Raw genomic sequence first — 23,745 nt, 5'->3', positions numbered from 1 at the left:
GGAAGTCTTGCCGCAACGCACGGCGCCCCGGAGACCTGCCATGACCCACACCGCCGCCGCCCCGCTCGCCACCAGCGAGCGCAAGGTCGACCGCCTGCTCGCCCACTACGAGGAGAGCCACCGCCATCCGACCAACGAGCTGATCCACTTCGTGGCCATCCCCGCGATCATGCTGAGCATCGTCGGGCTGCTGTTCGCGATCCATCCGTGGGTGGCCTACGCCTTCGTGGCGGCCAGCCTCGTGTACTACGCATTGCTGCGCTCGCCGGCCTTCCTGGTCACCATGCTGGCGCTCACGGTGCTGGCGCTGGTGGCGGTGCATGCGATGGGCGCCTCGGTAGCGCCGGTGTCGGCGGCGATCTTCGTGGTGGCATGGATCTTCCAGTTCGTCGGCCACAAGATGGAAGGCAAGAAGCCGTCGTTCTTCGAGGACATCCAGTACCTCTGGGTCGGTCCGCTGTTCGTGCTGTCGAAGCTGTTCCTGAAGCTCGGCATCCGCTGGTAGACGGCGCCTCCCACCCCGTCTCCTTTTCGTTGCCGCCCTCGGGTGAACCCTGAGGGGTGATGGCGTGCATCACGTTTTCTGATTGGCCCCCGCGCGGCACGTCATGCACGATGCCGACCGACATGACCGCAAGCGCTCGCCACGAAGCGCGCGGCATGCGTCCTCGCCAACGACCTGGAGACAACACCATGCCTTCCCGCTTCACCCTGCGCACGCTTGCGCTTTCGTTCTCGCTGCTGGCCGCCGGCCTCGGCGGCGCTGCCCGTGCCGGCACCGTCACGGTCGTCACCTCCTTTCCCAAGGAGCTGACGCAGGCCTACAAGGTGGCGTTCGAGAAAGCCAACCCCGGCATCAAGCTGGAGATCCTCAACAAGAGCACGGTGCAGGGCATCTCGTACGTGCGCGAGCTGCCGGTGGGCCAGCGGCCCGACGTGTTCTGGGCCTCGGCGCCCGATGCCTTCGAGGTGCTGGCCGGGCAGAAGCTGCTGGAGAACGTGGCGGCGCAGGCCAACAAGGCGGTGCCCGAGAAGGTCGGCAACTACCCCATCAACAACCCGCAGGGCCTGTACCTGGGGCAGGCGCTGGCCGGCTACGGCCTGATGTGGAACACGCGCTACATGGCCGCCAACAAGCTGCCCGCGCCCGCGCAGTGGAGCGACCTGATGAAGCCGGTGTACTTCGGCCACGCGGCCATGAGCGCGCCCTCGCGCTCGGGCACCACGCACCTGACGGTCGAGACGCTGCTGCAGGGCGAAGGCTGGGACAAGGGCTGGAACCAGCTGCTGCAGATTTCGGGCAACAGCGCAGCCATCACCGAGCGCAGCTTCGGCGTGCCCGACGGCGTGAACAACGGGCAGTTCGGCATCGGCCTGGTGATCGACTTCTTCGGCCTGGCCGGCAAGTTCTCGGGCTTCCCGGTGGAGTTCGTCTACCCCGACGTGACGGCCGTGGTGCCGGCCAACATCGGCCTGGTCAGCGGCAGCAAGAACCCCGAAGAGGCGCGCAAGTTCATCGCCTACAGCGTGTCGACCGAAGGCCAACTGCTGCTGCTCGACCCGAAGATCTCGCGCCTGCCGGTGCTGCCGCCGTCGGCACTCGGTGGCAAGGTGCCGCCCGCCTATCCGAACCCGTTCGAGATCGCCAAGCGCGCCAAGGTGCACTTCGACTCCGACCTTTCGGAAGCCCGCTACAACGTGGTGTCGTCGCTGTTCGACCAGACCATCACCTTCCGCCACAAGGAACTCAAGGCCGCCACCAAGGCGATCCACGAGGCCACGGCCGCACTGGCCAAGAAGCCCAACGCGCAGGGCCAGGCGCAGCTCAAGCAGGCGCGCGACCTGGCCTTCACGCCGCTGGTTGGCGCGTCGATGGCGAACGACAAGGACTTCCTGGCGCTGTTCACCGCCAACAAGAAGGACGCTGCCTCGAACAAGCAGGTCACCGGCCTGGAAGACCGCTGGAGCACGCAGGCCCGCGAGCAGTACGAACGCGCCCGCACGCTGGCCGAGCAGGCCTTGGCCAGCGCCCGCTGAACACGCACTGAGCGCCACCGGACACCTCACCGATGACCACACTCACCGCCGGCACCGCGCCGGCCACTGCGCGCGCGCGCCGCTTCAGCCAGGTTCGCCCCGGCGCCTGGCTGGCCGGCGCCCTCGTGCTCGGCTTTCTGCTGCTGTTTCTCGTGCTGCCGGTCGGCCGGGTCTTCTACACCGCCTTCGTCGATGCCGACGGCGGCCTGACCTTCGGCCACTTCGGCGCCTTCTTCGAACAGGGGCTGATGCGCGAGTCGTTCTTCAACAGCCTGTTCGTGGCCACCGCGTCGGCCCTGTTCGCGGCACTCATCGCAGTGCCGCTGTCGTACTTCACTGTGCGCTTCCAGTTCCGCGGCGCGATGCTGATCCAGACGCTGGGCGTGCTGCCGCTGATCATGCCGCCCTTCGTGGGCGCGGCCGCGATGCAGCTGATCTTCGGCCGCTCGGGCTCGCTGAACCTGCTGCTCAACCAGTACTTCGGCGTCACGCTGCCGATCATGGAAGGGCTCAACGGCGTGATCTTCGTGGAGGCCATCCACTACTTCCCGTTCATCCTGATGAACCTCACGGTGGCGCTGCGCAACATCGACGGCGCCATGGAAGAAGCGGCGCTCAACCTGGGCTGCACCGGCTGGCGCCTGTTCTGGCGCGTGATCTTCCCGCTGGCCATGCCGGGCTTCGTGGCCGGCGCCTCGCTGGTGTTCGTGAAGGTGTTCGACGACCTGGGCACGCCGCTGGTGCTGGGCCAGACCAACATGCTGGCGCCGCAGGCCTACCTGCGCATCACGCAGGTGGGGCTGGAAGACCCGCTGGGCTACGTGATCAGCGTGATCATGATCGTGTTCTCGATCACGGCCATGGCGCTGTCGGCGCGCATGCTGGCGGGCAAGGAGTACTCCACGATCCAGAAGGGCGGCGCGAGCATCGCCAAGCGCCAGCTGTCGCCGCTGGGCTCGTTCGCGGCCTACGGCTGGATCTTCGTGGTGCTGCTGGTGGTGCTGAGCCCGCACCTGGGCGTGCTGCTGCTGTCGCTGGCGCAGGTGTGGAGCTTCTCGCCGCTGCCCGACGCCTACACGCTGGCCCACTACGAGACCGTGTTCCACGACGCCGGCGGCATGATGAAGAACACGCTGCTGTACTGCGGCCTGGCCGCGGGCCTCGATGTGATTCTGGGCGTGACCATCGCCTACCTGATGCTGCGCACCTCGCTGCCCGCGCGCAAGTGGCTCGACTGGATCGCCACCGCCTCGCTGGCCGTGCCGGGCATCGTGCTGGCCATCGGCTACCTGCGGCTGTTCAAGGGCGTCACGGTGCCGGGCACCGACACGCTGCTGACCAGCACCTGGATCGTGATCATGCTGGCCTACGCGGTGCGCCGCCTGCCCTACGCGCTGCGCTCCTGCGTGGCCGCGCTGCAGCAGGTGCACGTGTCGCTCGAGGAGGCGGCCGAGAGCCTGGGCGCGACCAAGATGCGCACCATCCAGCGCGTGGTGGTGCCGCTGATGGCGGGCGGCATCCTGGCGGGCTTCGTGACCAGCTTCATCACGGCGGCGGTGGAGCTGTCGGCCACCATCCTGCTGTCGTCGGCCGAGTCGCAGGCGCCGATGAGCTACGGCATCTACCTGTACATGCAGAGCGTGGCCGGCCGCGGGCCCGGCGCGGCGCTGGGCGTGCTGGCCATCGCCGTGGTGGCGCTGGGCACCTACCTGTCGCACCTGGTGGTCGAGCGCACCGGCCAGCGGCTCACGGCGCGGCCGCTCGATGAAGCGCTGCCGCCGCTGCCGATCGCGGCACCTGTTGCTGCGGACGCACCTGCCATTCCCACCGCCCCGGCGGCCAAGATCTGACCCAAGGCTTCCCATGAAAAAAGTACCTGTCCAGTGCCGCAACGTGCGGCTCGCCTACGGCACCACCGAAGTGCTCAAGGACGTCAACATCGACATCGAGCCCGGCGAGTTCTTCGCCCTGCTCGGGCCTTCGGGCTCGGGCAAGTCGACGCTGCTGCGCCTGATTGCCGGCTTCAACCGCCACCAGCACGGCGAAGTGCTGATCGACGGCAAGGACGTGAGCGACAAGGCGCCCTGGGAACGCAACATCGGCATGGTGTTCCAGAGCTACGCGCTGTGGCCGCACATGACGGTGTGGGACAACGTGGCCTTCGGGTTGGTGGAGCGCAAGGCGCCCAAGGCGGTCATCAAGGAGAAGGTGACGGCCGCGCTCGAGCTGGTGGGGCTGCTGCCGTATGCGCAGCGCCGCCCCAGCCAGCTGTCGGGCGGCCAGCAGCAGCGCGTGGCGCTGGCGCGCACCATCGTCATCGAGCCCCAGGTGCTGCTGCTGGACGAGCCGCTCTCCAACCTCGACAAGACGCTGCGCGTGCAGATGCGCCAGGAGCTGCTGGCGATGCAGCGGCGCCTGGGGCTGACCACCATCTTCGTCACGCACGACCAGGAAGAGGCCATGACCACCGCCGACCGCATGGCCGTGCTCGACAAGGGCGTGGTGCAGCAGGTCGGCGCGCCGGCCACGCTCTACGATTACCCGGTGAACACCTTCGTCGCCAACTTCGTCGGCACCATGAACCTGCTGGAGGGCAAGGTGCGCTCTCGCCGCGGCGACACGCTCTCGCTGGACGTCGACGGCGTGGGCGAGCTGCACTTTCCGCTGCCCACCGACGCGCCCGAGGCCGACACATTGCAGATCAGCTTTCGCCCGCACACGCTGCGCGTGGACGTGGCCGACGCGGCGCACGACGCGCGCTACGTGTGGGTGCCGGGCACCGTGGAGGCCAGCGAGTTCCTCGGCGAGTTCACGCGCTACCGCGTGCGTGTGGGCCACCAGAACCTGGCCGTCGATCACCCGCACCACATGGGGCTGTCGAAGTTCCCGGTCGGCGGTGCGGTGAGCCTGGGCATCGAGCCCTCGCAAGTGCGCCTGTTCGGCGCCTGACGCGCCGCGCGCCGATGGAGCTGCACCAGATCCGCGCCTTCGTCGCGGTGGCACGCGTGGGCAACGTGACGCGCGCGGCCGACGTGCTGTGCGTCACGCAGCCCGCGGTCACCGCGCAGATCAAGGGCCTGGAATCGAGCCTCGGCGTGGCCCTGTTCGACCGCGGCGCCGGCCGCATGACGCTCACGCGCGCGGGCGACCGGCTGCTGCCCCAGGCCGAGGCGCTGCTGAGCGCCGCCAGCGAGCTCAAGGGCGCGGCGCGGCGCATGCAGGGCGAACTCGGCGGACGCATCGACCTGGGCCTGCCGGGCGAGACGCCCGAGTTCCTGCGCACCGGCCACCTGGCGGTCGCGGTGCAGCGCAGCCTGCCGCTGGTGGAGCTGCACACGCGCACCCACGCCGTGGGCCACCTGCTCGACCAGGTGCGCGGCGGCGGGCTGGCGGGCGCCTTCACCATCAGCGTGCACCCGCCGCGCGACCTGCAGTGGATCGCGCTGCGCTCGGTGTGCTACCGCATTGCCTTTCCGCCGCGCCTGGCCACCGAAATGCAGCGCGGCGGCTGGCGCGTGCTGGCCGGGCTGCCGTGGGTCGACGGCACGGCGGAATCGCACGTGCACCAGATGCTGCGCGGCCTGTTCGAGCAGCAGGGCCTGGCGCCCAACGTCGTGATGCGCAGCGACGACACCAGCGCACTCGAAACCTTCGTGCGCGCCGGCAGCGCCTGCGCACTGCTGCGCGAGGAAGTCGCCGTGCCGGGCGTGGAGCGCGGCGACTGGGTCGTGTGGGGTCACGCGCGGGTGGACGCCCAGCTGTACTTCAGCAGCGCGACCGAGCGCGCCGGCGACCCGCTGGTGGTGGCGCTGACGTCGGCGGTGCAGTCGGTCTGGGGCTGATCACACCGACACGAGCGGCTCGGCCTCGTAGGCCCGGTGGAGCAGCTCCAAAAAGGCCGGCGCCGCCGGCAACGCCACGTCGCCGATGCGGTGCGCCGCCACGCCCGGCGTCCACGAGTTCATGACCACGGCGCCGGCCAGCGCAGGCAGGTCGGCCATCCGCAGCACCTGGCTGCGCTGCGGGACGCCGAGGCGATCGAGTTGCCGGCGCACGATGCCCATCGTGGTGCCGGTGAGGACGTCGGCCTCGGGCCACACCACCGCCTTGCCGTCCCAGAAGGCCAGGTTCCAGATCGACGCCTCGCCGAGCCGGCCCTGCCGGTCGAGAAAGGCCGTGTCGTCGAAGCCCTGCGCGGCGGCCTGGCGCAGCAGCTGGGTCTTGGCGCCTTCGCCGACATGCTTCACGGACGGCAGGAAACGCTCGTGTTCGATCGCGGCCAGGGTCAGCGGGCCGGCGGGGCCGTTGGAAGGCGGGCCGGTGCGGATCAGCACCTCGGGCACCGCGTCGGCCACGGTGAACTCGCCAGCCGGGGAGTAGACGGTGGCGGTCAGCGACAGGTCCGCCGGGCCAGCCGCGAGCGCGGCCCGCAGGTGGGCGCGCACCATGTCGTCGGGCAGCGCCTGGCCGAACAGGGTCTGCGAGGCGAAGCGCAGCCGAGCCAGATGGAGATCAAGGCCCCGCACCCGGCCGCCGCGCACCTGCATGGCGGTGAAATGGGCGTGGCCGGCGAAGGCCAGCGACGCCAAGGCCTCGGCGGGTGCGGGCTGGCCGTTGCGTTGCACGACGAAAGTGGAAGAAGGGGTGCTGGCGGACATGGTTTCATTGCTCCTGAAAGGGGATCGTTGTGGATGGATCTTCAAGTTCTTGAACTATCCCGCGTTGACTTCCCTTTGAGAAACGAATAGTTTTTGGAAAATTATCAAAAATCATTTGAAGATCAATGCATCCCAGACTGCTCCCCGGCACCCGCGCCCTGCGCACCTTCGAGGCTGCCGGGCGGCACCTGAACTTCACCCGGGCCGCCGAAGAGGTGGGGCTGACGCCGGCGGCCGTGAGCCACCAGATCAAGGAGATCGAAGACCAGCTGGGCGTCGTGCTGTTCACGCGCACCAGCCGCAGCATCCGCCTGACACCGGCCGGCGCGGTGTGGTTCGAGGCCACCGCCGACGCCCTCGACACCCTGCGTCGCGCCGCCGGCCGCGCCCGGCGCATGGCGCGCGGGGCGGCGACGCTGCGCGTGTCGACCAGCGCCCGCTTCGCGACCAACTGGCTGCTGCCCCGGCTGCCGCAGTTCCGGGCCGCGAACCCTGGGTTGGAACTGGGTTTCGACATTTCCGACGCGCTGCGGGATTTCGACGCCGACGACATCGACGTGGCGATCCGCTTCGGCACCGGCAAAGACCCGGGCACGCGCGCGCAGCGCCTGTTCGACACCGTGATCGTGCCGGTCTGCAGCCCCAGGCTGCTCGCCAGCGGGCCCCCGTTGGCAACGCCGCGCGACCTGCTCCAGCACACGCTGTGCTTCGTCGACTGGAAGACCGACGGCATGGTCTGGCCGAACTGGCCGATGTGGATGGCCGCCGCGGGCGTCGAGGGCTTCGACGACAGCCGCTGCATCGGCTTCGCCGACTCGAGCGACGTGGTGCGCGCCGTCACCGAGAGCGGCATGGTCGGCCTGGCCGACCTGGACATGATCGGCGCCGACCTCGCCCAGGGCCGGCTGGTGCGGCTGTTCGACATCGGCGTGCCCATGGCGGCGGGCTACGCCTACCACCTGGTCTACCCGGAAGGCAGCGCCCAGGACCCGCGCATCCTGGCGTTTCAGGACTGGCTGCTGGGGCAAGCCTCCAGGACTTGAAAAACGCCAAACGGCATACAAATATCCAACAAATCGCGACAAAAGCTATCGCAACGATAGAAACCCAAGGGAACCCTTGGCTTAGCACTCCCTCTAACCGAGTGCTAATATGGCCAACACAAAGGAGTTTCCCCTGATGACAACGCTGTCTGGAGTCTCTGCCAACCAGCTGGCCGTCGCCAACCCATGGTCGATGGTCCCCCCGCTGGGCAACCTGGATGCCTACATTTCGGCCGCCAACCGCCTGCCGCTGCTCACGCTCGAAGAAGAGCAGGGCTTCGCACGCAAGTTGCGCGACCAGAACGACCTCGAAGCTGCCGGTGCGCTGATCCTGTCGCACCTGCGCCTGGTCGTCTCCATTTCCCGCCAGTACCTGGGCTACGGGCTGCCGCACGGCGACCTGATCCAGGAAGGCAACGTCGGTCTCATGAAGGCCGTGAAGCGTTTCGACCCCGACCAGGGCGTGCGGCTGGTGAGCTACGCCATGCACTGGATCAAGGCCGAGATCCACGAGTACATCCTGAAGAACTGGCGCATGGTCAAGGTCGCAACGACCAAGGCGCAGCGCAAGCTGTTCTTCAATCTGCGTTCGATGAAGCAGAGTTTCAAGGCCGACTCGGCCGCGGCCGACAACGGCACGCACCGGGAGACGCTGAGCCCCGACGAGGTCTCGCAGATGGCCACGCGCCTGAACGTGAAGCCCGAGGAAGTGCTCGAAATGGAAACCCGCCTGTCGGGCGGCGACGTGCTGCTCGATCCGGGTCCGTCCGATGACGGCGACGAAGGCTTCGGCCCCATCGCCTATCTGGCCGACGCCACGCAGGAACCGACCGCCTTGCTCGAATCGCAGCAGCGCGACCGCCTGTCGAGCGACGGCATCGCCACCGCCCTCGAGGCGCTGGACGACCGCAGCCGCCGCATCGTCGAAGAGCGCTGGCTCAAGGTGAACGACGACGGCTCGGGCGGCATGACGCTGCACGACCTGGCCGCGGTGTACGGCGTGAGCGCCGAGCGCATCCGCCAGATCGAAGTGGCGGCGATGAAGAAGATGAAGAAGGCCCTGGCCGAGTACGCGTAAGCGTCACGACCGCCCTCCTCCACGAAAAAGCCCGGCAGTGCCGGGCTTTTTTTCGTTCGGGGACGCTTCAGGGCGTCGACTTGGTCAGCGTGCGCAGCGCCCGCTTCGCGATGTAGCGGGTCTCGGCAACCGGCGATTCGGCCACCCAGCGCGTGCACAGCGTCTCGACCCACTCGGGCTGCGTCTTGCTGGCGTCGTTGAGCCAGTTGGCGACCGAGTTCTGCACGTAGCGATGCGCGTCGGCGCGCAGCGGCTCCAGCAGCGGCAGCGCCAGCCAGGGCTCGGCCTTCAGCGCTTCGATCTGCGCGCACCACACGCCGCGCGGGCGCGTGAGTTCGCTGGCGAAGCGGCGCACGTTCGGATCGGCATCGGTCACCCAGGGCTGCAGCAGCGCCAGCGCCTCGTCGAGCGAATCGATGACGCTGTCGCGCACCGCCATCCAGGCGAACTCGCGCACGCCGAAGTGCGGGTCGGCGGCAAAGCGGCGCACGGCGTCGAGCTGGGCCGCCAGCGGCAGGCCCGACAGCGTGATCCACTGCACCGCCCAGCAGCGCGCCACGTCGCTCGCGTGCGTGGCCAGCCGGTGCGCCACGGCATCGCGTTCGGCGTGTTCGGCCGTCATGTCGTACAGCGCGCGCGCAATGTGGCTGTGGCGCTGCATGGGCTTGAAGGCGGCCAGCATGGCGAGCGTGTCGTCCAGCCGTTCGTGCGCCGCGTCGAGGCCGACATGGCCCGCCACGCTGCGCGCGAGCAGCGGCAGTTCGAGCGCGAGAAATTCGTTGAGGTTGACGGTCTCGAGCAGCCCGCCGTTCAGCGCGCCCAGCACTTCCGGCGGAATGAGCGCGATGCGGAACGCGCCCTTGCGCGACTTCAGATGGTCGACCGATGCCATGGCGTGGGCGCCCGGCTCAGGAAGCGAGCAGCGTCTTCAGGTCCGACACCATCGCCGGCACGCCCGCGCCGTAGCGCGCGTAGAGCCGCAGGCGGCCTTGCGGGTCGTAGATGTAGCTGGCGGCCGAGTGGTCCATGGCGTAGCTGGTCGGCGTCTTGCCCTCGACCTTCTTGTAGTAGACCTTGAAGTCCTTCGCGATGGCGGCCAGCTGCTCGGGCGTGGGAATGAGCGCCACGAAGCTCGGGTCGAACGCGCCCATGTAGGCCTTGAGCACCTCGGGCGTGTCGCGCGCCGGATCGACGGTGACGAACAGCACCTGCAGCTTGCTGCCGTCGGCGCCGAGCTGCTGCTTGACCTGCGCCATCTCGGTCATGGTGGTCGGGCAGACGTCGGGACACTGCACGTAGCCGAAGAACAGCACCACCGCCTTGCCCTTGAAATCGGCCAGCGTGCGCACCTTGCCGTCGGCGTCGGTGAGCGAGAAGTCTTTCGCGTAGTCGGCGCCCGTGATGTCGACCGCCTGGAAGCTCTGCTTCGGCTGCTGCTCGCTGCAGGCCGCGAGGCCCAGTCCCAGCGTGGCCGAGACGGCCACCCAGCCGGCCGTGGCGGCGATCGATTTCAGGGCATTGCGCTTGTTCATGGGCAGGTCAGGTCCGGTCAGCGGAGGTAATGGTCGACGAGCAGCGCCGCGAACAGCACGCTCAGGTGGATGAGCGAAAACCGGAAGGTCTTGCGCGCCAGCGTGTCGGAGTAGTTGCGCCACAACGCGAAGGCATAGCCGGTGAAGCCGATGCTCACGCCGATGGCGACCACGAGGTAGAGCCAGCCGCTCATGCCGTAGATGAAGGGCATCAGGCAGGCGGCGAACAAAATGAAGGTGTACAGCAGCACCTGCAGCCGCGTGAACTCGTTGCCGTGCGTCACGGGCAGCATCGGCAGGCCGGCCTTGCGGTAGTCCTCGACGCGGTACAGCGCCAGCGCCCAGAAGTGCGGCGGGGTCCACAGGAAGATGATGAGGAACAGGATCAGCGCCTCGGGGCCGACGTCGCCCGTCATGGCGGACCAGCCCAGCACCGGCGGCATGGCACCCGAGGCGCCGCCGATCACGATGTTCTGGGGCGTCAGCGGCTTCAGGATGACGGTGTAGATCACCGCATAGCCGACGAAGGTGGCAAACGTGAGCCACATGGTCAGCGGGTTGACCGTGAACCACAGCAGCGCCGAGCCGGCCGCGCACAGCAGCGCCGAGAACACCAGCGCCTGCATGTCGCTGAGTTGCCCGCGCGCCGTGGGGCGCCAGGCGGTGCGCTTCATCTTGGCGTCGATGCCCTTCTCGACCAGGCAGTTGAATGCGGCGGCCGCACCGGCCACGAGCCAGATGCCGATGCAAGCCAGCACGCCGCGCTGCACATCGGCCCACGACGGCAGGCCGGGCACGGCCAGCACCATGCCGATGAGCGCGCAGAACACGATCAGCTGCACCACGCGCGGCTTGGTGAGCGCGTAGAACTGGCGCAGCACGTTGGCGGTGCTGGCGTGCTGAACAGGAATCGGGGTGCTCACGCGGTGGCTTTCTTCGGGTTGGGGGTGCCGCGCGCATTGTCGACGGCGCGCGGAATCGGTGCAGCGGCGGCGCTTTCGCGGCGGCTCTCGCACAGCGCCCAGGTCAGGACCACCGCCAGCGCCGCGGCGCCGCCGGTGTGGAGCACGGCGGCGGCCAGCGGCCAGCCGAGCAGCACGTTGCCCAGGCCCGTGGCCAGCTGCAACAGCGCCAGGCCAGCCAGCCAGTGCGCCTGCGAACGCAGCGCCTCGAGGCGGCGCAGGCGCCAAGCCAGCAGGCCGAGCGCGACGAACACGGCATACGCCATGAGGCGGTGCGCGTAATGGATGGCGGTGAGCGCGGAAAAGTCGAGCGGCTGGCCGTCGCCGGTCACGCCGAGGTGGCGCCAGATCTCGAAGCCCTGCGCGAAATTCATCGGCGGCCACCAGCTGTCCTGGCAGGTCGGGAACTGCGTGCAGGCCAGCACCGCGTAGTTGGTGCTGACCCAGCCGCCGAGCGCAATCTGCAGCACCAGCAGCACCGCCGTGGCGATCAGCCCGTTGCGCAGGGCCGGCGACACGGCCGTGGGCAGGCGCTGCGCCGCCACCTGGCGGTAGCGCACGGCCTGGATGCACAGCAGCGCGAGCAGCACGATGGCGCCCATCAGGTGCATCGTGACGATGGCGGGGAACAGCTTCCAGGTGACGGTCATGGCGCCGAAGGCACCCTGCAGACAGACCCAGACCAGCGTGGCCGCGGGCCACCAGGCGCTGAGCACGACGTGATGGTGCGCGCTGTCGACCGGCGGCGCGGGCTGGCGCCGCTGGCGGCGGCGCACGATCCAGGTCGCGCCGGCCAGCGTGAGGATCAGCACACCGACGCCGGTCGCGAGGTAGCGGTGGACCATCTCGATCCAGGCCTTGCTGTGCGTCACCGGGCCGGTCGGCTGGGCCGCCTGCGCCATCGCGATCTCGTGGCGCGCGCCGGCCGGGCTGGCGTTGCCGTAGCAGCCGGGCCAGTCGGGGCAGCCCAGGCCCGAATCGGTGAGCCGCGTGAAGGCGCCGAACAGCGTGAGGTCGAAGGTGAGGAACAGCGTGAGCACGGTCAGCGCGTGCAGCCGCCGCGCGGGGCCGGAGCCGGCGTTGCGGCGCCACACCCAGACCAGCGGTCCGAGCGCGAGCAGCACGCCGGCGCCCATCATCCAGGCGATCGGCGTGAGGTCGTAGAGGGAGCTCGTGTCCATGGGGCGATGGTTGTTCGCGCGGGCTCAGCGGCCCGCTTCGTCCCACGAGGACGAGGCACGCAGCAGGCGGTCGATGTCGCGCTTGGCGCGGCTTGCGCCGGCGGCGTCCATGCGGGCCGGGAAACGCATCATCCAGTTGCCCATCGGATCGACCACGTAGAGGTGCTCGGACAGCGTGTGGCCCTTCACGGGCGCGAGCCAGCGGGCGAGCTGGTCGGCCGGCACGCGCAGCACGGTCGCGCCGTGCAGGCCGTTGGTCAGGCGCTCGGGCACGGGTGCCGCGTCGCTCACGAGCCAGACGCGGTCCAGGCGGTCTTTTTCGCGGCCCAGGCTCTCGCGCAGCTGGCGCTGCAGGTACAGCTGCTGCTCGCACAGCGCGTCGCAGGCCGCGTCGGCCACTGCCACCAGCAGCCACTGGCCCTTGAGCGTGGTCAGCTCGACCGGCGCGCCGCTGCGGTCGGTTGCCGTGAGGCGGGGCATCTCGTGCTGCGGATCGATCAGCTCGCCGTACACGCTGCGGCCCTCGGGCCGGATCACGTAGTAGGTGAAGTACGAGGCGATGACGGGTGCCGCGCACATCAGCAGCACGGCGATCATCTTCCAGCGCCCGTGGACGGTGCGGCGGTTCTCGGCCTCGTCGAGCGCCTGGCCCGGCGACGGCATCGAGTGCACGGTCAGGCCCAGCGGCTCGTCAGAGGCCGCGGCCATCGCGTGCGCGGCGCCGCGCGCGCCGGAAGGGGGAGATGAATTGGAACCAGACATAGAGGATGACAACGAGGGCCGACAGGCCGAACCACTGGAATGCGTAACCGTAGTGCCTCTCGAGGCCCAACGCCGGGGCCGGCCAGTCGCGCTGCAGGCCCTCGGACGCCGGCCCGCTCTGCTGCAGCGACACGTCGGTGCGCAGCGGCAACTGGGTCTCGGCACGGAATGCCTCCAAGTCGAGATTTTGCCGGATGGGGGAAGACCCCTGAATGCCCGGTGCCGGAGCGGTGGGGCCCGAGGCGGCCTGCGCCGCCGGAGCCGGCGCGGCGGCCGATGCGGCGGGCGCCGGTACGGCCTTGGCGCCGAGCTCGAACAGGTGGCTCGGCGGCGGCTCGATCAGCGCCGTGAGCTCGACGATGCCGGGCGGCGTCTCGACCACACCGAGCTGCGTGCGGTCGACGAAATTGCGCTGCACCCAGCCGCGCTGGACCATCACGGTCCGCTCGCTGCCTTCGAGCGCGAACGGCGTCAGCACATAGAAGCCCGGTGTGCCGTGCATCTGGCGGTTGTCCAGGTAGACCGTCTGCGCCGTGAGCCACAGGCCGCGCAGGTGCACCGGCCGGTGCAGCTCGCCGACCGCTTCGCCCAGCGCCAGGAACTCCGCCTGCGACAGCGGGGGCTTTTGCTTCTGCGCGTCGATGCGGGCCTGCAGCGCTTCTTTCTGCGCGGCGCGCGAGAGCTGCCAACGGCCCAGCGACACGGTGGCCGCCAGCGCCAGCACGGCCGCCAGCGTGACGATCAGGAAACGGCCCCGGCCTGCGCGGCGGCGCGGCGTGGCAGAGGAGACAAGGGGCTCGGGAGGCTCGGAGGTCACTGGAGCGGACGGGGCGCGCGGCCGATAATGCGGGTCATGAAATACTTCGTCGCCCTGATCTTTCTGGGCATCTTCGCGAGCCTCGCCTTCGCTCTCTACTTCATGCTGAAGGACGGTCGCGACGGGCAAAACAAGCGCGGGGGCATGGCCCGCGCGCTCACCTTTCGGATCGGCCTGTCGGTCTTTTTGTTCCTGTGCATGCTGCTGGCCTGGAAACTCGGCTACATCCAGCCCACCGGGCTCCCGCTCGGGAAGTAACAGATGGTGCTCGTTCCACGAGAACCATGAAAAAGGCGCCTTACGGCGCCTTTTTTCTGGAATGCCGTGAGGTTTTTCGCTCAAAGCCAATAGACCAGCACGTACAGGCCCAGCCAGACCACGTCCACGAAGTGCCAGTACCAGGCGGCGCCTTCGAAGCCGAAGTGACGCTCGGCGGTGAAGTGGCCCTTCTGCAGGCGCAGCGTGATGAACAGCAGCATCAGCATGCCGATGAACACGTGCAGGCCGTGGAAGCCGGTCAGCATGAAGAAGGTCGAACCGTAGGTGCCCGACGTGAGCTTGAGGTTCAGCTCGGTGTACAGGTGGAAGTACTCGTAGCCCTGCACACCCAGGAAGATCACGCCCAGCAGCACGGTGAGCCACATGAAGCGGATGCACTGTGCGCGGTGGTCGGCGCGCAGCGCATGGTGGGCGATGGTCAGCGTCACGCCCGAGCTCAGCAGCAGCGCGGTGTTGATGGTCGGCAGCCAGAACGGGCCGACGGTCTGGAAGGGCTCGATGATGCCGGCCGGCGAACCGGTGACACCGGCCGCGACGCTGGGCCACACGGCCTTGAAGTCGGGCCAGAGGATCGCGTTGTCCAGGCTGCCGAGCGTCGGCAGCGCGTGGGTGCGGGCCCACCACAGCGCCGTGAAGAAGGCGCCGAAGAACATCACTTCCGAGAAGATGAACCAGCTCATGCTCCAGCGGTACGAGAGGTCGATCTTGTGGCCGTACTGGCCACTCTCGCTCTCGCCGACGGCGGCGCGGAACCACACGAAGAGCGTGCCGAGCCAGATCACCATGCCCAGCAGCAGCGACCAGGCGCCCCACTGGTGGCTGTTGATCCATTGCCCTGCGCCGAGGATCACGAAGAACAAGCCGATCGCGGACACGACCGGGTAGGCCGAGGGTCCGGGCACGAAGTAGTAGGGCGTGGTGCCGTGGGTGGTTGAACTCATATCAGCTCCTGGCTTTCTTTCTTCTCTCGATTCAATGATTCTGGAGATCGTGGTTTTTTGTCTTCGGCTCAGCAGGCAGCGCTCAGGCGGCCGCGACCACATGCCGCACCAGCAGCACCAGCCCGACCACGAAGACGATCACTGCGGCAAACGCCACCACGATGACGTGCAGCGGATTGAGCTTGCCCAGGTCTTCCTTGTAGGCGCTGTTGCGACGCACCCCGAAGAACGACCAGCCCACCGCCTTCATGGTGTCCCACAGCGTGGGCTTGCGGCGCGGGCCATCGGGCGGCAACGGCGAGGTCACGAGCGCGGCTCATCGGCGACAGCATGCGAAACGGCGGCCACCGGGGCCGGAGGCGTCTTGCCGCCGACCTCGAAGAAGGTGTACGACAGCGTGATGGTCTTGACGTCCTTCGAGATCTTCGGATCGATCACGAAGGCGACCGGCCACTGCTTCTTCTCGCCCGCATCGAGCGTGTACTGGTTGAAGCAGAAGCACTCGAGCTTGTTGAAATGCGCCGCGGCCTGTTGCGGCGCGTAGCTCGGGATGGCCTGCGCGGCCATGCGGCGGTTCTGCGTGTTCTGGAACTCGTACATCACCGTGTTCAGCTGGCCCGGGTGCACTTCGATGAAGCGCTCGGCCGGCTTGAAGTCCCACAGGCCGCCGCGCACGTTGGAGTCGAACTCGACCTTGATCGTGCGGGTCATGTCGACCTGCGTGTTGTCCGGGATGCGCACGTTCTTGGCGCCGCTGGCGCCGCCCGGCACCTGGAGCTCGGAGAGCGCGAGGATGTTGATGCCGGTCATCTCGCAGATGGCGCGGTACATCGGCACCAGCGCGTAGCCGAAGGCGAACATGCCGCAGGTCACCACGGCCAGCTTGCCGACCATGCGGACGTTGGCGCGGCGGACGCGTTGACCGAGGCTCATGCTGTTGCTTCCGTTCGGGGTGCGATGCGGTGCGGTGCGGTCAGCGACCGCTGAACCAGACCATGCGGGCGATGAAACCGATGAAGAAGATCACCGCGATGGAGGCCAGCGTGAGCCCCATGCGTCGGTTGTTCTTTCTTTGTTCAGGCGTCGTCATCGTCGTTCAGTCGTTGTGCGTGTCCGGCGTGTGCGGGTGATCAGCCGATCACCTTGGTGGCGGTCACGTCGAGCTTGGGCGGGTTCTCGAAGGTGTGGAACGGGGCCGGCGACGGCACTTCCCACTCGAGGCCTTCGGCCGCTTCCCACGGCTTCTGGGCTGCTGCTTCACCCTTGCCGCGCATCGAAGGCAGCACGATGAACAGGAAGAAGTAGACCTGGGCGAAACCGAAGAAGAACGCACCCACCGAAGCGATGGCGTTGAAGTCGGCGAACTGCATGGGGTAGTCGGCATAGCGACGCGGCATGCCGGCCAGACCCAGGAAGTGCATCGGGAAGAAGGTGACGTTGAACGAGATCAGCGACCACCAGAAGTGGACCTTGCCGCGCGTTTCGTTGTACATCACGCCGGTCCACTTGGGCGCCCAGTAGTAGAAGCCCGAGAACATGGCGAACAGCGAGCCGGCCACCAGCACGTAGTGGAAGTGGGCCACCACGTAGTAGGTGTCCTGCAGCTGCGTGTCGATCGGCGCGACCGCGAGGATCAGGCCGGTGAAGCCGCCCATCGTGAACACGAAGATGAAGCCGACCGCGAACAGCATGGGCGTCTCGAAGGTCATCGAGCCCTGCCACATCGTGGCGATCCAGTTGAAGATCTTCACGGCCGTGGGCACGGCGATCAGCATGGTCGCGTACATGAAGAACAGCTGGCCCGTGAGCGGCATGCCGGTCGTGAACATGTGGTGGGCCCACACGATGAACGACAGGATGGCGATCGACGAGGTGGCGTACACCATCGAGGCGTAGCCGAAGAGCTTCTTGCGGGCGAAGGCCGGAACCACCTGGCTGATGATGCCGAAGGCCGGCAAGATCATGATGTAGACCTCGGGGTGGCCGAAGAACCAGAAGATGTGCTGGTACATCACCGGGTCGCCGCCACCGGCGGGGTTGAAGAAGCTGGTGCCGAAGTGACGGTCGGTCAGCGTCATCGTGATGGCGCCTGCGAGCACGGGCATCACGGCGATCAGCAGGTAGGCGGTGATGAGCCAGGTCCAGCAGAACATCGGCATCTTCATCAGCGTCATGCCGGGAGCGCGCATGTTCAGGATGGTGACGATGATGTTGATCGAACCCATGATCGACGAGGCGCCCATGATGTGCATCGCGAAGATGCCGGCGTCCATCGAGGGGCCCATCTGCAGCGTGAGCGGGGCGTACAGCGTCCAGCCGGCCGCGGGGGCGCCGCCGGGCATGAAGAACGAACCGGCCAGCATGATGGCCGCCGGGATCAGCAGCCAGAAGCTGAAGTTGTTCATGCGCGCGAACGCCATGTCGGATGCGCCGATCTGCAGCGGGATCATCCAGTTCGCGAAGCCCACGAAGGCCGGCATGATCGCGCCGAACACCATGATCAGGCCGTGCATGGTGGTGAACTGGTTGAACAGCTCGGGGTTCACCAGCTGCAGGCCGGGCTGGAACAGCTCGGCACGGATCAGCAAGGCGAGCACGCCGCCGATCATCAGCATCGTGAAGCTGAACAGCAGGTAGAGCGTGCCGATGTCCTTGTGGTTGGTCGCGAACACCCAGCGGCGCCAGCCGGTCGGCGCGTGGTGGTCGTGATGCTCGTCGTGTGCGTGGCCGCCGGGGGCGTGACCGTGGGGGTCGAGGACTGCGCTCATGTCGTTGTTCCTTGCAATTTCTTCTTCGCGGGGCGCCGTCGGATCACTTGCCGCGCAGGGCCAGCACTTCAGCCGGTTGCACCAGCTGGCCCGTCTTGTTCGACCAGCTGTTCTTGGTGTACGTGGCCACGGCCGCGAGGTCGGTGTCGCTCAGCTGTTTCCAGGCAGGCATGGCACCGTTGTTCTGGCCGTTGAGCAGCACCATCAGCTGCACCTTGTGGTCGGAATCGGTCACCTTGGCTGCGCCGTCGAGCGGCTTGATCGGGCCTGCGCCCTTGCCGTTGGCCTGGTGGCAGGCCGCGCAGTTGGAGGCGTAGACCTTCTCGCCGCGTGCCAGCATGTCGGGCAGCGTCCAGACCTTGGTCGGGTCGTCGAGCTTGGCGGCGGCTTCCTTGCGCTTGGTGGCGACCCAGGTCGTGTAGTCGGCGGCCGAGACCACCTTCACGTGGATCGGCATGTAGGCGTGTTCCTTGCCGCACAGTTCCTGGCACTGGCCGTAGTAGTCGCCCACGGTCTCGGCGCGGAACCAGGTGTCGCGCACGAAGCCGGGAATGGCGTCCTGCTTGAGGCCCAGCTGCGGCACGGCGAAGGCGTGGATCACGTCGTTCGCGGTGGTGATGATGCGGACCTTCTTCTGCACGGGCACGACCATCGGGTTGTCGACCTTGAGCAGGTAGTCGTCGGGCATGGCGCCCTTGGCACCGGCGTCGGACATGGCGCGCTGCGAGCTGTCGAGCGTCGAGATGAAGGCCAGGCCCTCGCCTTCGCCGTTCAGGTAGTCGTAGCCCCACTTCCACTGGTAGCCCGTGGTCTTGATCGTGAGGTCGGCGTTCGTGGTGTCCTTCTGGGCCACGAGCACCTTGGTGGCAGGCAACGCCATCACGATCACGATGAGGAAGGGCACGATGGTCCAGATGACCTCGACCACCACCGATTCATGGAAGTTGGCGGCCTTGTGGCCCACCGACTTGCGGTGCTTCCAGATGGAATAGAACATCACCGCGAACACGGCGACGAAGATGACCGTGCAGATGATCATCATGATCGTGTGGAGCAGATGCTGCTCCTGCGCGATCTTGGTCACGCCGACCGGAAGATTCAGCTGGCGCACCGAAGGGCCGCCGGGCAGATCGTTGACTGCGTGCGCCGCGTTGCTGAACGCCGCGCCGGCCGCCAGCAACAGATTCGCCGGCCTGTACTTATTGCGCCAAATGCTCTTCATCGTGTTCACGTTTCTTCAATTTTTCGAAAACCCAACCGTGCAGCACCGCGCGAGCCCCCTCAGGCGCCACGCAACGCCATGCGAATCTCGCGCGCCAATGCGGCTCGCAACTCCGGGCGTACATAGCGCCCCACCCTGACCGATCGACCCTGCCCCGAGACCTCGATCAGCGAACGATCGCCGGTCTGCGGTTCGATCCGCACCTGGTGCGGAAGAAATTCCGTGCGTTCGTAGTGCCCACCGTTCTCAAGCTCCACGACGAGGCGTCCGCCTTGCAACGCGATCCGTTCGCCATCGGTGGCATGCCGCGCGTACATCATGAACGCAAAGCCCACCGCGGCCAGTTCGAGCCAGGCGAATGGCAATACCAGCGGCGCACCGTGCAGCCAGAACACCATGCCCGTTCCCAGAGATACCACGCACAGCGAGGCGTAGAGCCAGCCCAGCTGGCTCGGCGTCACCGAGCAATTGCGTTTCAGGAACCAGTGGATGTTCTGGCCTGAGACGGTGGCAAAACGAAACACGGAATTCGACACGGGCGAGTTCAGCAAATCGGTGCGTCGATGGTGGCCAAACCCCTCGTACAAACAGGATCCGACACCCCTCGATCACGGGACAATACCCGCGAGTTTCACGCAACGGCGGATTGTAGCGGGTAGAGCGCGGGCCCCGCGCACCGAATGAGGGCTGCCGGGTCGCTCAGGCGCCAGGGCGGCCGCGCTGGAGCATCGATCGCATCTCGCGCAGCGAGACCGCGCTCTCGGGCGACAGCGCGACGCGCGGCGTCGGCTTGAAGGCGTGGCCGTAGATGACCTCGAAGGTCAGTGCGATGCGGCCCTCGCCTTCCGCGGCCGGCGCCAGCTCGGGCAGGGCCTGCTTGAGCGCGCGGTGCCAGGCCTTGCCGCGCAGTGCGGGAAAGCGCGCCGGATGCAGGTTGCGCCCCAGCGTGCGCAGCTCGGCCAGGGCAGCCTCGGGGGTGGCCCAGGTCAGCACGATGCGCTCCATGTCCATCACGGGCTCGGCGAAGCCGGCGTGCACGAGCATGTCGCCCCAGTCGTGCATGTCGGTGTATTCATGGCCGGCGGCGGGCCAGCCGAGGCGGGCATGCAGGGCCCGCAGCTCACGCACGGTGTCCGGGCCGAGGCAGGAGAACATCAGGAAGCCGTTGGTCGCGACCAGCCGGTGCCACTGCGCGATGAGCGCCTCGGGGTCGGCCGCCATGTGCAGCGACATGTTGGCCCACAGCAGGTCGACGCCGTCTTCGGGCGTTGCGTCGAAGCGGGCCTTGCCGCCCTGCCAGCGGCGCGCGCTCCACCAGGGCGCGGTCAGCGCCTCGCCGGTCCGGTCGGCCAAGGCGGGTTCGGATTCGATGACGAAGGCTTCGGCGTCGCGGTAGCGGCGGGCCAGCAGCGCGTGCGCTTCGAGGCCGCCGCGCAGCGGCGACCAGTCGGCCCACGTGCGGGGCTGGGCCTTGATCCATTGCAGCCGGTCTTCCATCCGGCGGCCGATTTCCTCGTGCAGCCAGGGCGAGCCCTCGGCGGGCGCGAGCCGGCGCCAGCGGTCGGCCGCCGTGGGATCGATGGTCGGCGGTCTTCTTGCGGGGTCGGTGGCCATGGGGCCGTGAGTATATTGAGGCATGCACAACCGCCGGGCCCTGAGGCCTTTCACCTCGCTGCTCGCGCGGCTGCCCAGCCAGTGCGAGGTCTGCCGCGCCTGGCCGGCGCAGCGCGTGTGCGACGCCTGCGTGGCCCGCTTCGCGCCGCCGACCCCGCGCTGCGGCGGCTGCGCGCTGCCGATGCCCGAGGGCGTGACGCGTTGCGGCGAGTGCATCAAGCACCCGCCGCCGCTCGACGCCTGCCTCGCGGCCTGCACCTATGCCTGGCCGTGGCCCGATTGCATCGCCCAGTTCAAGTTTCGCGGCGAGGCGGGCTGGGCCGGCCCGCTGGCCACCTTGCTGCGCAGCGCGCCGTGGGTGGAGCCGGCGCTGGAGCGGTGCGACCTCGTGCTGCCGATGCCGCTGGCGCCCGGCCGCCTAGGCGAACGCGGCTTCAACCAGGCGCACGAGCTCGCGCGCCGGCTGGCACCTGCCAAGACCGACGCCAGCCTGCTGCTGCGCACGCGCGACACGCCCGCGCAGAGCGGCCTGCCGCGCGCCGACCGCTTGCGCAACCTGCGCGGGGCCTTCGCCGTGGAGCCGCTGCGCGCCGACGGCCTGCGGGGGCGGCGCGTGGTGCTGGTGGACGACGTGATGACCAGCGGCGCCTCGCTGTTCGCCGCGGCCGCCACCTTGCGTCTGGCGGGCGCGGCGCACATCACCGGCGTGGTGCTGGCGCGGACCGACCCGCCGCGCTGAAGCCACCGGCGGCGCCCGCGACAATCGGCGCATGTTCCATATCGTCCTGGTCCACCCCGAAATTCCGCCGAACACCGGCAACGTGATCCGGCTCGCGGCCAACACCGGCTGCACGCTGCACCTGGTGGAGCCGCTCGGCTTTTCGATGGACGACCGCCTGCTGCGCCGCGCCGGGCTCGACTACCACGAGTACGCCGAGGTCAAGCGCCACGCCGACTGGGCCGCGCTGCTGGCCACGCAGCAACCACCGGCCGAACGCATGTTCGCGCTGACCACACGCGGCACCCGCGCCGTGCACGACGTGCGCTTCCAGCCCGGCGACTGGCTGGTGTTCGGCTCGGAAACCGCCGGCCTGCCACCCGCGATCCGCGACGGCTTTGCCGAGGCGCAGCGCCTGCGGCTGCCGATGCGCGCCGGCCAGCGCAGCCTGAATCTGTCGAACGCGGTGGCGGTCACGGTGTTCGAGGCCTGGCGGCAGAACGGTTTCGCCTGACGGCCCTTCGCACGGCAGGGGCACATCCGATCGGCACCGCGCGGCGTATGGGAAGGCATGCCGGTGATTCGCACCGGCATCCGCCCCCTCAACGCCGACTGCCAAGGAGTCCCGCCATGCACACCACTCTGCGCCTCATCACCCTCGCCGCCCTCGCCTTCGCCGGCGGCGCCCATGCCTTCCAGGGCGAGCAGAACCCGCTGCCGCCCGCGCCCTTCCAGTCCTCGCTGACGCGTGCCCAGGTCCAGCAGCAAGCCCTGCAGCCGCTGCAGATCAGCAACGGCGGCACCGGCGTGGCCCGCCCGACCGCCGGCAACGTCGACCGCGCGGCGGTGCGCGCGAGCGCCGTCGGCATCACCCGGCAGGGCGCCGCCGCCTACGGCGAAGTCACCGACCGTCGGATGTAAAGAGAAGCAGAGAAGAAGAAAAACCGCTCAGGGAAAACGGCGCACCACCGACTCGGCGACGCACGCCGGCTTGGCGGCGCCTTCGAGTTCGATGGTGGTTTCCCAGGTCATCTGCAGGCCGTTGTTGGGAATCGGCTCGGCGCTCAGCAGCTTCATGCGGGCGCGCAGGCGCTGGCCCACGGGCACCGGCGACATGAAGCGCACGCGGTTCAGGCCGTAGTTCACGCCCATGCGCGACTCGACCACGTCGATGGCGGTCTCGAAGAACTTCGGCAGCAGCGACAAGGTGAGAAACCCGTGCGCGATCGGCGCGCCGAAGGGGCCGGACTTGGCCCGCTCCACATCGACGTGGATCCACTGGTGGTCGCCCGTCGCTTCGGCGAACTGGTTGACCTGCTGCTGCGTCACGCTGATCCAGTCGCTCACGGCGACTTCCTGGCCGACGCAGGCGGCGAGATCCTGAAGGGTCTGGAATGTCTTTTTGGTCATGCGGGGCATTCTGGTGCCAAGGGCACAAGGCTGGCTGTCGGACTTGCGACAACCGGGAATCGGGGAAATCCGGGGTCAGTTCAGGCGTCGAGCCATTCGCAGATCGGCGCCCACTGGTCCAGGTCGCGCTGCACGCGCCCCGGCGCAATGTCGAACAGCGTGAGCCCGCGCGCGGCCAGTTGCACGTAGTTCTGCGTGTCGCGCAGCTCGCCCAGCACGGGCACGCCCAGGCCGGCGATGAACTCGTGCAGCCGGTCGGCCGCCAGCGTGCGAGCGTTCACGCGCATGCCGACCAGGCCGATGCGGGTCTTCTCGGCGCGGCGGTTTTCCAGCAGGCGGTCGAGGAAATCGCGCGTGGCGTAGATGTCGAAGATGCTCGGCTGCAGCGGCACGATCACGCGGTCGGCCAGCGCCAGCACCTCCTTGAAGCGCCAGCCGTGCAGGCCGGCCGGCGTGTCGAGCACCGCGTGGGTGGTGCCGCGCGGCGGGCGCACCACGGTGCTGTCGCCGGTGGCTTCCCAGGTGGCGATGGGGCGGGCCTGCGGCGGGCGCAGGCCGAGCCACAGCCGCGAGGACTGCTGGCGGTCCACGTCGCCGAGCATCACGGCATGGCCGCGGCTCGCGAAGTAGCCCGCGATGTTCGTTGCAATCGTCGACTTGCCCACGCCTCCCTTGGGATTGGCGACCAGAACCACCGGCATGAGGATCTCCTCCAGAACGGGA

28 protein-coding genes are annotated in these 23,745 nt (G+C 68.3%); 11 read left to right on the top strand and 17 right to left on the bottom strand.

The annotated features are described in order from the left end of the window. Nucleotides 1-40: 40 nt before the first annotated feature. The 5 genes from AC07Q9_RS21485 to AC07Q9_RS21465 all read left to right on the top strand — a co-directional run bounded on the left by AC07Q9_RS21485 (nucleotide 41) and on the right by AC07Q9_RS21465 (nucleotide 5,879). A complete protein-coding gene (locus tag AC07Q9_RS21485) occupies nucleotides 41-505 on the top strand; it encodes an Mpo1 family 2-hydroxy fatty acid dioxygenase (RefSeq protein WP_492680314.1) in 465 nt (154 codons plus the stop codon). Between the two features lie 188 nt (nucleotides 506-693). Further along, nucleotides 694-2,037 (top strand): ABC transporter substrate-binding protein, encoded by a 1,344-nt coding sequence (locus AC07Q9_RS21480; RefSeq protein ID WP_492680312.1) that lies wholly within the window; start codon nucleotides 694-696, stop codon nucleotides 2,035-2,037. A 32-nt stretch (nucleotides 2,038-2,069) separates the two neighbouring features. Next, nucleotides 2,070-3,887, top strand: coding sequence for an ABC transporter permease (locus AC07Q9_RS21475; RefSeq protein WP_492680310.1), 1,818 nt, complete (start codon nucleotides 2,070-2,072; stop codon nucleotides 3,885-3,887). Between the two features lie 13 nt (nucleotides 3,888-3,900). Continuing rightward, nucleotides 3,901-4,986, top strand: a complete 1,086-nt coding sequence (locus tag AC07Q9_RS21470; RefSeq protein WP_489057697.1) for an ABC transporter ATP-binding protein — start codon at nucleotides 3,901-3,903, stop codon at nucleotides 4,984-4,986. A 14-nt stretch (nucleotides 4,987-5,000) separates the two neighbouring features. Then, nucleotides 5,001-5,879: a LysR family transcriptional regulator gene (locus AC07Q9_RS21465; RefSeq protein WP_099792672.1), complete on the top strand. Its 879-nt coding sequence runs from the start codon at nucleotides 5,001-5,003 to the stop codon at nucleotides 5,877-5,879. Here the strand turns inward: AC07Q9_RS21465 and AC07Q9_RS21460 are convergent, their stop codons facing one another. Further along, complete coding sequence (locus AC07Q9_RS21460) at nucleotides 5,880-6,695, bottom strand: aminotransferase class IV family protein (protein WP_492680308.1); 816 nt, start codon at nucleotides 6,693-6,695, stop codon at nucleotides 5,880-5,882. It abuts the gene before it with no gap. Nucleotides 6,696-6,820: 125 nt separating this feature from the next. On the opposite strand from AC07Q9_RS21460, the gene AC07Q9_RS21455 reads away from it, so the two are divergent. Both AC07Q9_RS21455 and rpoH read left to right on the top strand, forming a co-directional pair. Next, nucleotides 6,821-7,738: a LysR substrate-binding domain-containing protein gene (locus tag AC07Q9_RS21455; protein ID WP_492680306.1), complete on the top strand. Its 918-nt coding sequence runs from the start codon at nucleotides 6,821-6,823 to the stop codon at nucleotides 7,736-7,738. Between the two features lie 136 nt (nucleotides 7,739-7,874). After that, complete coding sequence (gene rpoH / locus AC07Q9_RS21450) at nucleotides 7,875-8,816, top strand: RNA polymerase sigma factor RpoH (RefSeq protein WP_099792678.1); 942 nt, start codon at nucleotides 7,875-7,877, stop codon at nucleotides 8,814-8,816. 67 nt (nucleotides 8,817-8,883) lie between these two features. Here rpoH and AC07Q9_RS21445 read toward each other — a convergent pair whose 3' ends face one another. The 6 genes from AC07Q9_RS21445 to AC07Q9_RS21420 are packed head-to-tail and all read right to left on the bottom strand — an operon-like array spanning nucleotide 8,884 to nucleotide 14,070. Beyond that, entirely contained in the window at nucleotides 8,884-9,708 is an 825-nt protein-coding gene (locus tag AC07Q9_RS21445; protein ID WP_492680304.1) for a DNA alkylation repair protein, read from the bottom strand. 16 nt (nucleotides 9,709-9,724) lie between these two features. Then, nucleotides 9,725-10,348 (bottom strand): SCO family protein, encoded by a 624-nt coding sequence (locus AC07Q9_RS21440; protein WP_492680302.1) that lies wholly within the window; start codon nucleotides 10,346-10,348, stop codon nucleotides 9,725-9,727. Nucleotides 10,349-10,365: 17 nt separating this feature from the next. Then, nucleotides 10,366-11,271, bottom strand: a complete 906-nt coding sequence (cyoE, locus tag AC07Q9_RS21435) for a heme o synthase (protein ID WP_095950890.1) — start codon at nucleotides 11,269-11,271, stop codon at nucleotides 10,366-10,368. Then, nucleotides 11,268-12,491: a COX15/CtaA family protein gene (locus tag AC07Q9_RS21430; RefSeq protein ID WP_492680300.1), complete on the bottom strand. Its 1,224-nt coding sequence runs from the start codon at nucleotides 12,489-12,491 to the stop codon at nucleotides 11,268-11,270. Before AC07Q9_RS21430 ends, cyoE begins: the two co-directional genes overlap by 4 nt. Before the next feature lie 24 nt (nucleotides 12,492-12,515). Beyond that, nucleotides 12,516-13,199, bottom strand: a complete 684-nt coding sequence (locus AC07Q9_RS21425) for a redox-active disulfide-containing membrane protein (protein WP_492680298.1) — start codon at nucleotides 13,197-13,199, stop codon at nucleotides 12,516-12,518. After that, nucleotides 13,183-14,070 (bottom strand): SURF1 family protein, encoded by an 888-nt coding sequence (locus AC07Q9_RS21420; RefSeq protein WP_492680296.1) that lies wholly within the window; start codon nucleotides 14,068-14,070, stop codon nucleotides 13,183-13,185. The genes AC07Q9_RS21425 and AC07Q9_RS21420 overlap by 17 nt, the downstream gene beginning before the upstream one ends. Nucleotides 14,071-14,097: 27 nt before the next feature. Between AC07Q9_RS21420 and AC07Q9_RS21415 the strand changes: the two genes are divergently transcribed. After that, nucleotides 14,098-14,328, top strand: coding sequence for a twin transmembrane helix small protein (locus AC07Q9_RS21415; protein ID WP_062481367.1), 231 nt, complete (start codon nucleotides 14,098-14,100; stop codon nucleotides 14,326-14,328). Between the two features lie 80 nt (nucleotides 14,329-14,408). Here the strand turns inward: AC07Q9_RS21415 and AC07Q9_RS21410 are convergent, their stop codons facing one another. The 8 genes from AC07Q9_RS21410 to AC07Q9_RS21375 form a co-directional block, all read right to left on the bottom strand. Further along, nucleotides 14,409-15,290 carry a cytochrome c oxidase subunit 3 gene (locus AC07Q9_RS21410; protein WP_307695018.1) on the bottom strand — a complete coding sequence of 294 codons (882 nt, stop codon included), beginning with the start codon at nucleotides 15,288-15,290 and terminating at the stop codon, nucleotides 14,409-14,411. 82 nt (nucleotides 15,291-15,372) lie between these two features. Continuing rightward, the gene (locus AC07Q9_RS21405) at nucleotides 15,373-15,540 is read right to left on the bottom strand and encodes a DUF2970 domain-containing protein (protein WP_082818316.1); all 168 of its coding nucleotides are present in this window, start codon (nucleotides 15,538-15,540) and stop codon (nucleotides 15,373-15,375) included. A gap of 53 nt (nucleotides 15,541-15,593) precedes the next feature. Then, complete coding sequence (locus AC07Q9_RS21400; RefSeq protein WP_492680294.1) at nucleotides 15,594-16,223, bottom strand: cytochrome c oxidase assembly protein; 630 nt, start codon at nucleotides 16,221-16,223, stop codon at nucleotides 15,594-15,596. 40 nt (nucleotides 16,224-16,263) lie between these two features. After that, entirely contained in the window at nucleotides 16,264-16,380 is a 117-nt protein-coding gene (locus tag AC07Q9_RS21395) for a cytochrome oxidase small assembly protein (RefSeq protein WP_216846572.1), read from the bottom strand. A 40-nt stretch (nucleotides 16,381-16,420) separates the two neighbouring features. Next, entirely contained in the window at nucleotides 16,421-18,058 is a 1,638-nt protein-coding gene (ctaD, locus tag AC07Q9_RS21390; protein WP_369630066.1) for a cytochrome c oxidase subunit I, read from the bottom strand. 43 nt (nucleotides 18,059-18,101) lie between these two features. Continuing rightward, entirely contained in the window at nucleotides 18,102-19,280 is a 1,179-nt protein-coding gene (gene coxB / locus AC07Q9_RS21385; RefSeq protein ID WP_489057690.1) for a cytochrome c oxidase subunit II, read from the bottom strand. 59 nt (nucleotides 19,281-19,339) lie between these two features. Continuing rightward, the gene (locus AC07Q9_RS21380) at nucleotides 19,340-19,816 is read right to left on the bottom strand and encodes a DUF2244 domain-containing protein (RefSeq protein WP_056578078.1); all 477 of its coding nucleotides are present in this window, start codon (nucleotides 19,814-19,816) and stop codon (nucleotides 19,340-19,342) included. Between the two features lie 163 nt (nucleotides 19,817-19,979). Beyond that, nucleotides 19,980-20,894 carry a class I SAM-dependent methyltransferase gene (locus AC07Q9_RS21375; RefSeq protein WP_062481352.1) on the bottom strand — a complete coding sequence of 305 codons (915 nt, stop codon included), beginning with the start codon at nucleotides 20,892-20,894 and terminating at the stop codon, nucleotides 19,980-19,982. 22 nt (nucleotides 20,895-20,916) lie between these two features. Here AC07Q9_RS21375 and AC07Q9_RS21370 point away from each other — a divergent pair, with 22 nt between their 5' ends. The 3 genes from AC07Q9_RS21370 (at nucleotide 20,917) to AC07Q9_RS21360 (ending at nucleotide 22,533) form a co-directional block, all read left to right on the top strand. Continuing rightward, nucleotides 20,917-21,633: a ComF family protein gene (locus AC07Q9_RS21370; protein WP_492680292.1), complete on the top strand. Its 717-nt coding sequence runs from the start codon at nucleotides 20,917-20,919 to the stop codon at nucleotides 21,631-21,633. A 31-nt stretch (nucleotides 21,634-21,664) separates the two neighbouring features. Next, nucleotides 21,665-22,126 (top strand): tRNA (uridine(34)/cytosine(34)/5-carboxymethylaminomethyluridine(34)-2'-O)-methyltransferase TrmL, encoded by a 462-nt coding sequence (gene trmL / locus AC07Q9_RS21365; RefSeq protein WP_495311734.1) that lies wholly within the window; start codon nucleotides 21,665-21,667, stop codon nucleotides 22,124-22,126. A gap of 116 nt (nucleotides 22,127-22,242) precedes the next feature. Next, complete coding sequence (locus tag AC07Q9_RS21360) at nucleotides 22,243-22,533, top strand: DUF4148 domain-containing protein (protein WP_062479481.1); 291 nt, start codon at nucleotides 22,243-22,245, stop codon at nucleotides 22,531-22,533. Between the two features lie 27 nt (nucleotides 22,534-22,560). On the opposite strand, the gene AC07Q9_RS21355 is transcribed toward AC07Q9_RS21360, so the two are convergent. Together AC07Q9_RS21355 and AC07Q9_RS21350 are read right to left on the bottom strand one after the other, a co-directional pair. Then, a complete protein-coding gene (locus tag AC07Q9_RS21355) occupies nucleotides 22,561-23,031 on the bottom strand; it encodes a MaoC family dehydratase (RefSeq protein WP_062479484.1) in 471 nt (156 codons plus the stop codon). 71 nt (nucleotides 23,032-23,102) lie between these two features. Further along, nucleotides 23,103-23,723 carry a nucleotide-binding protein gene (locus AC07Q9_RS21350; protein ID WP_495311733.1) on the bottom strand — a complete coding sequence of 207 codons (621 nt, stop codon included), beginning with the start codon at nucleotides 23,721-23,723 and terminating at the stop codon, nucleotides 23,103-23,105. Nucleotides 23,724-23,745 lie beyond the last annotated feature (22 nt).

It is taken from the genome of Variovorax sp. GW821-FHT09A10 (assembly GCF_059418385.1).
Note: the sequence above shows the minus strand (reverse complement) of the source record. Positions and strands in the feature narration are given on the sequence as shown.

Coding starts and splice junctions, on each gene's coding strand:
- AC07Q9_RS21480 (WP_492680312.1), top strand. CDS start 694: ATGCCTTCCCGCTTCACCCTGCGCACGCTTGCGCTTTCGTTCTCGCTG.
- AC07Q9_RS21440 (WP_492680302.1), bottom strand. CDS start 10,348: ATGAACAAGCGCAATGCCCTGAAATCGATCGCCGCCACGGCCGGCTGG.
- ctaD (WP_369630066.1), bottom strand. CDS start 18,058: ATGAGCGCAGTCCTCGACCCCCACGGTCACGCCCCCGGCGGCCACGCA.
- AC07Q9_RS21415 (WP_062481367.1), top strand. CDS start 14,098: ATGCGGGTCATGAAATACTTCGTCGCCCTGATCTTTCTGGGCATCTTC.
- AC07Q9_RS21430 (WP_492680300.1), bottom strand. CDS start 12,491: ATGGACACGAGCTCCCTCTACGACCTCACGCCGATCGCCTGGATGATG.
- AC07Q9_RS21460 (WP_492680308.1), bottom strand. CDS start 6,695: ATGTCCGCCAGCACCCCTTCTTCCACTTTCGTCGTGCAACGCAACGGC.
- AC07Q9_RS21485 (WP_492680314.1), top strand. CDS start 41: ATGACCCACACCGCCGCCGCCCCGCTCGCCACCAGCGAGCGCAAGGTC.
- AC07Q9_RS21370 (WP_492680292.1), top strand. CDS start 20,917: ATGCACAACCGCCGGGCCCTGAGGCCTTTCACCTCGCTGCTCGCGCGG.
- AC07Q9_RS21475 (WP_492680310.1), top strand. CDS start 2,070: ATGACCACACTCACCGCCGGCACCGCGCCGGCCACTGCGCGCGCGCGC.
- AC07Q9_RS21375 (WP_062481352.1), bottom strand. CDS start 20,894: ATGGCCACCGACCCCGCAAGAAGACCGCCGACCATCGATCCCACGGCG.
- AC07Q9_RS21455 (WP_492680306.1), top strand. CDS start 6,821: ATGCATCCCAGACTGCTCCCCGGCACCCGCGCCCTGCGCACCTTCGAG.
- AC07Q9_RS21470 (WP_489057697.1), top strand. CDS start 3,901: ATGAAAAAAGTACCTGTCCAGTGCCGCAACGTGCGGCTCGCCTACGGC.
- AC07Q9_RS21445 (WP_492680304.1), bottom strand. CDS start 9,708: ATGGCATCGGTCGACCATCTGAAGTCGCGCAAGGGCGCGTTCCGCATC.
- AC07Q9_RS21350 (WP_495311733.1), bottom strand. CDS start 23,723: ATGCCGGTGGTTCTGGTCGCCAATCCCAAGGGAGGCGTGGGCAAGTCG.
- trmL (WP_495311734.1), top strand. CDS start 21,665: ATGTTCCATATCGTCCTGGTCCACCCCGAAATTCCGCCGAACACCGGC.
- AC07Q9_RS21360 (WP_062479481.1), top strand. CDS start 22,243: ATGCACACCACTCTGCGCCTCATCACCCTCGCCGCCCTCGCCTTCGCC.
- AC07Q9_RS21465 (WP_099792672.1), top strand. CDS start 5,001: ATGGAGCTGCACCAGATCCGCGCCTTCGTCGCGGTGGCACGCGTGGGC.
- AC07Q9_RS21395 (WP_216846572.1), bottom strand. CDS start 16,380: ATGACGACGCCTGAACAAAGAAAGAACAACCGACGCATGGGGCTCACG.
- AC07Q9_RS21410 (WP_307695018.1), bottom strand. CDS start 15,290: ATGAGTTCAACCACCCACGGCACCACGCCCTACTACTTCGTGCCCGGA.
- AC07Q9_RS21355 (WP_062479484.1), bottom strand. CDS start 23,031: ATGCCCCGCATGACCAAAAAGACATTCCAGACCCTTCAGGATCTCGCC.
- AC07Q9_RS21400 (WP_492680294.1), bottom strand. CDS start 16,223: ATGAGCCTCGGTCAACGCGTCCGCCGCGCCAACGTCCGCATGGTCGGC.
- AC07Q9_RS21425 (WP_492680298.1), bottom strand. CDS start 13,199: ATGGCCGCGGCCTCTGACGAGCCGCTGGGCCTGACCGTGCACTCGATG.
- rpoH (WP_099792678.1), top strand. CDS start 7,875: ATGACAACGCTGTCTGGAGTCTCTGCCAACCAGCTGGCCGTCGCCAAC.
- coxB (WP_489057690.1), bottom strand. CDS start 19,280: ATGAAGAGCATTTGGCGCAATAAGTACAGGCCGGCGAATCTGTTGCTG.
- AC07Q9_RS21405 (WP_082818316.1), bottom strand. CDS start 15,540: ATGAAGGCGGTGGGCTGGTCGTTCTTCGGGGTGCGTCGCAACAGCGCC.